At 34.3% G+C, this 5,372-nt stretch carries 3 protein-coding genes and 1 CRISPR repeat array; all 3 genes read left to right on the forward strand.

The window, feature by feature from the left end:
- Position 1 precedes the first annotated feature (1 nt).
- A CRISPR array of direct repeats spans positions 2–973; the repeat unit is 30 nt; unit sequence GTTTTTAGCCTACCTAAGAGGGATTGAAAC.
- Positions 974–1,054: 81 nt separating this feature from the next.
- The 3 genes from EV203_RS08065 (at position 1,055) to cas10 (ending at position 5,302) form a co-directional block, all read left to right on the forward strand.
- Complete coding sequence (locus EV203_RS08065) at positions 1,055–1,240, forward strand: DUF4926 domain-containing protein (protein ID WP_132039958.1); 186 nt, start codon at positions 1,055–1,057, stop codon at positions 1,238–1,240.
- 196 nt (positions 1,241–1,436) lie between these two features.
- Positions 1,437–2,366, forward strand: a complete 930-nt coding sequence (locus EV203_RS08070) for a VanW family protein (protein WP_132039960.1) — start codon at positions 1,437–1,439, stop codon at positions 2,364–2,366.
- A 215-nt stretch (positions 2,367–2,581) separates the two neighbouring features.
- Entirely contained in the window at positions 2,582–5,302 is a 2,721-nt protein-coding gene (gene cas10, locus EV203_RS08075; protein ID WP_132039962.1) for a type III-B CRISPR-associated protein Cas10/Cmr2, read from the forward strand.
- Positions 5,303–5,372: the final 70 nt, after the last annotated feature.

A 5,372-nucleotide genomic window follows, 5' to 3' on the forward strand; every position in this document is an offset into this window, starting at 1 on the left:
TGTTTTTAGCCTACCTAAGAGGGATTGAAACTGGTAGGAGGAATTAGAATGCTTTTAGGAAAAGTTGTTTTTAGCCTACCTAAGAGGGATTGAAACCCATCACAAAGACCATCTCTATAGTCCTCGCAATCTGTTTTTAGCCTACCTAAGAGGGATTGAAACGCATTTGCAGCCGATATTGTTTCTGTCCTTGCAATTCGTTTTTAGCCTACCTAAGAGGGATTGAAACTTTAGAGTTTTTGCTTATGTTGAGTATTGGATGAATACTGTTTTTAGCCTACCTAAGAGGGATTGAAACACTTTCAGCTCTTATTTTACTACTGTACACATACCATGGTTTTTAGCCTACCTAAGAGGGATTGAAACATACCTTCTTGCCAAATTTCAATTTGTTGTTGTCGCTTGTTTTTAGCCTACCTAAGAGGGATTGAAACGTTAAGCTTGTGCAATCGGTTTTCCTTGCTTCGGCTTGCAAGTTTTTAGCCTACCTAAGAGGGATTGAAACCTATGTTTGAATTGAAGAAAAGTAAAAAGAAAAGGCAAGTTTTTAGCCTACCTAAGAGGGATTGAAACTCATATTTTCCCCTCCCTTTAAAAACTTTATATAGTCTTGTTTTTAGCCTACCTAAGAGGGATTGAAACATCGAGCAATGGTTATAACCTTGTGCATGTGCTCCAAGTTTTTAGCCTACCTAAGAGGGATTGAAACTCTCTCTTGTATTTTTCAAAGTCTCTAGCATATTTTTTGTTTTTAGCCTACCTAAGAGGGATTGAAACAACTGTACATGAGTATCTACTAAGCGGTTTAGTATGTTTTTAGCCTACCTAAGAGGGATTGAAACCCCATCCTCCGTTTGCATAAACAAGTGACTCTTGCTGTTTTTAGCCTACCTAAGAGGTATTGAAACTGGAAGTATAAACATATCAAAATTTTTGGAGGCAGGTTTTTAGCCTACCTAAGAGGGGTTGAAACACAGCAAGAAGAACAGGAACAGCCGCCTGAGTATCGTTGTTTAAAATGAATTACAGCTGTGAATGAGGGGAGGGAAAATTTGTGAAGATTAAAGAACTTGATGTTTTGAAAACTAAGGATGGACGAGAGGGAACTGTAGTTCATGTGTTTGACATAAAGGGTTTGCCCAGAGCATATGAAATTGAATTTGATAATGGTGAGTTAGAAACAATCGAAGAGAATAGAGTTAGCGAAGTGATTTGGCGTTTTTTACCTAATAAAGATTGAAATATTCTTGAGAATCATCTTTTTAAGCTTTTTGTGTTGGTGGAAGTTCCACTCCAGTTAAGAGGTTGAAATTTTTTGAGTAAAACAAATTTAACAAATAAATAAAAAACAATTTTGGCCAAATAAATCTAATAAATTATATCTCCAATATGCCGAAGAGAAAGTTAAAAAGTAAAAATTAATGGGGTGAGTGGAGATGAAAATGTTCTATGACCTTAGTTTTAAAATATTAATGCTGTTGTTTATTTTTATTCTGTTTATGTGTTTTTCTATAGAACCGGCTTATTCTAAAATCTTAGGTATAGGAGTTGTAGACCTTCCTACAGACTTCAAGTTTGAAAATAATAACAAAAATGCAAAAATGGCTTTAAAGTACATTGAAGGGGTAAAAGTAAAGCCTGATCAAATTTTTTCTTTTAATAAAACTGTTGGTAAGCGAACAATAGCGCAAGGATTTTACGAAGGGCTTTCTGGATCAGGGGGCTATTACTATAAAGATGTAGGTGGAGGAGTGTGTGCTACAGCGACTGCAATTCATAGGGCTGTTATAAATAGTGGACTAAAAGTGGTAGAGAGACATAAACATTTGTACGGTGCTATATATGCTCCGGATGGCGATGATGCGGCAGTCGACTGGGATGCAAATTGGGATTATAAATTTAAAAATACCAGTAAAGACATCATCACTATAAGAACTATAGAAACAGATACCTTCGTAGCAGTGTATTTTGAAACTTTGGGAGAAAAAGATTATAATGTGGAAATTTACATAAATGGGACTATACTTGATAGTTCTAAAGAATATGAGAAAGCGTATATAGAAGATGAAAAAGTGTTTGTGCCACTTAGAAATGTGATAGAGAAATTAAATGGAGAAATATCTTGGAATGATTTAAACAAGACAATTACCATTAAGTATAACAATACAGAAATAACTCTTCAGATTGGGAGAACTACGTACATTAAGAATGGTGAAACTTTTTCTATGGAATTCTTTCCAAGAATAGAGAATAACCGAACATATGTGCCTTTAGAATTTTTAATTGAAGGGCTGGGTGTTAAAGTTAACTGGGGTGAAAAAGAAGGGGGAAAAGTATTATATCTTGAGGAGAATTTTTATGAATAGTACAAAAAGCCTTGTGAGGTACAAGGCTTTTTGTATTATTCCCTAATTTTTACAGAGGAAAGATAATTTTTTGTTAAAAAAGTTGAAATTTTTATAATTTCAAGAAGGAAATTGGCAATTGATGTAGAATTATACATAGTAAAAAGCAGAACTGTTAGATGATAATTATACAAAATTTTCTTTTTTGAAGTTTAGAAAAAGTGAGGGAGAAAAAGATGGGAAAAGTATGGCTTCTGAAACTTAAAGCTTTTCTTCATGACCCTCCTCATAAGCATTGGATAATTTCTATGGACAATGAAGAATGTATAAAAAAGTTCCAGCTTCAGGAAAAAGGTCGATGCCATGAGATTTTAATTAAATCTAAAGTAATTGAACCACTTCTTGGAGAAGATTTAACAGAGGAAGAAGAGAAACTTATTGAAAAAGCAGATACACAAGCTTATCCTGTAAATAGAATACTTCCCCCAGTGGCTGTTAAAATAAGAGGAGAAGATGTGATATTTTTTGACATATTTAGCAAAAAAATATATTACGATATACTGGCAGAAACAGAGTATGAAACTGAGAATAAGCGTTTTTTAGAATTAATAGAGAAACTTGCAACGAATTATAAGCTTTCTCAGATAAATAAAGAAGAAAAAGCAAAAATCTTGTTTTTATTTCTATGGAGATTCTATCAAAAAATTTTTCACTGGATGAAAATTCATCCTGCAGATACAAGGGCACCCAATCACTCTATTTATGATCACCTTGTTCAAACGTCCACTCTGGTTTCAGCTCTTCCCAAACCAGCATTTTTGCTTTTTACAATTGGTCCTGTTCAAAGCTTTATTGCTACCGCTAGAAAAACTTCTGATTTATGGGCAGGCAGTTATATGCTTTCTTACTTCATATGGGAAAGTATGAAGTTTGTAGTTGAACATTATGGGCCAGATGTAATTGTGTACCCGAATCTTTTAGGTCAACCTCTTGTAGATTTATGGCTTAGTTCAAAGGTATTTGGTAATTCATTCACGGATCTAGCGCAAACAGAGTTTGATGAATGGTTTAAAGAATGGAATAGAGTGCCGAGGTCTGAAAGTTTAGAAGGAAAATTGACTATTGCTAATATGCCTAATAAGTTTCTTGCAATTGTGCCGGTTAATGAAGGAGAAGCTTTGAAACTGGGCGAAGAATGTGAGAAAAACTTTAAAGAGCAACTAAAGAGGTTAGCCAAAAAGACAGCGCAAAGATTAGAAGGCATTTTAAATCTGGATAGAGATTTAGAAAAAATTCAGTTGCAGATTGAAAATCAGCTATTAAAATATTTCCAGGTTTATTGGGCGGTTATGCCCTGGTTTGAAGAAGAAGAATCTCCAGAAGAGGCTTTGGCTGGTTATAGAGAAATAATAGGGGAGACAGAGCTTTATCACACGATAAGTGAGTTTACAAAACATGTTAATAAAATATTAGGTAAAAATCAAGAAAAAAGTAAAAAATACAGAGATTTTAGCATAGCTTATTCACTGCTTCTTGAACTAACCGAAAAATTGCTTGGAGCAAGGAAAAGCATAAGAGAATTTGAACAGTTAGAGCAAAAAGGGCGTAAATGCAGTTTGTGCGGAGAATTTGAAGTTTTGCCATTGGATTGGGAGAAATTAAGGAGTAAGGAAAAAGGTTTAGTAAAAGAAAATGAACGACTTTGTGGGGTGTGTCTTGCGAAGCGATTGTTCCCAAAGATAATGAAGGAAGAGCTAAATCTTTCCGAGGAACTGAAATTTCCCTCAACTTCTGAAATGGCAACTATTGGAGAAAAAAGGAGAATTGCAGAGAACAAAGAGTTTATTGCAGAGTTTAAGGAATTGTTTAAAGAATTTAAGCAGAAACTTATGCTTCCCAATACTGTTTCTGTTCCAAAATTAAAAGATAACCAGCTTTTTGAGATAGATGGTCAATGGCTAATGAAAGAGAGTTATAGAGAAGAATATATTAAAAGCGAATATACAGAGAACTTCGAAATAGAGGACTTTCAGAACATGGTTCAGAAAATAACAAAGCTTCTGGAGGCTTACAAAATCAACCCTTCCAGGTATTATGCTATTCTTCAAATGGATGGAGATCACATGGGGAAATGGTTAAAAGGAGAGAATAATCCATCTATAATGGAAACTTTACACCCCAAAGTGGGAGAACATATAAAACAACATGCAAAAGATAATCCATCTTCGATACTTTACAAGAAACACCCTACTACTCCTTCTCTTCACCAGACCCTGAGCAGAAAAATTTCCACGTTTGCTCTTCAAGAAGTGCGAAGAATTGTAGAAGAAAAACATTACGGGAAATTGGTTTATGCAGGAGGGGATGACGTTTTAGCATTGCTTCCTGTAGAGGAGGTCTTGGGATGTGCTTATGAATTACAAAACGCTTTTAAAAAAGTTTTAAGTTCTGAAGCCTCCATGAGTGCAGGTATTGTGATAGTTCATCATAAATATCCTCTTTACCTTGCCTTAAAAGAGGTTCAACTGGCTCAGAAAAAAGCAAAGGATGAAAGACAGTATAATAGAGATGCATTTTGCCTTAAGTTTATAAAAGGAAGTGAGGCACTGAAAGAATGCGGGGGCAAATGGGAGTTGATAGATTTTTTGAAAGAACTTATAGAGCATTTCAAAAAAGAAGAATTTTCATCCACATTTCCTTATCAATTTTTTGAGGTAGTGGACAGACTGTATGATGATAGAAATAAAGAGCAAGTTATCGGGATTTTGAGAAATGAATTGAAAAGAATATTTATTCGACAGAGTAGGAACAGAAATGCTTTAGAAAAATATACTGATGAAATATTGCTTCCTAAATTTGATGAAATAATTTCAAAAACGCCAAATGGAGTGATGAATTTTGCTAATATGTTGATTATTGCAAGGTCAATTGCAATGGAGCATTCCTGTAATGAATAAAAATAAGGGAGAATGGACTTTGAAAAAATAAGTACCTCCTGATAAAATACAGAGTGTAAGTTTAAGAACT

It is taken from the genome of Caldanaerobacter subterraneus (genome assembly GCF_004345675.1).
Lineage (GTDB): Bacteria > Bacillota > Thermoanaerobacteria > Thermoanaerobacterales > Thermoanaerobacteraceae > Thermoanaerobacter > Thermoanaerobacter subterraneus.

Excerpts from the sequence above, each read along its gene's own strand:
- cas10 (WP_132039962.1), top strand. The coding sequence starts at position 2,582 with ATGGGAAAAGTATGGCTTCTGAAACTTAAAGCTTTTCTTCATGACCCT.
- EV203_RS08070 (WP_132039960.1), top strand. The coding sequence starts at position 1,437 with ATGAAAATGTTCTATGACCTTAGTTTTAAAATATTAATGCTGTTGTTT.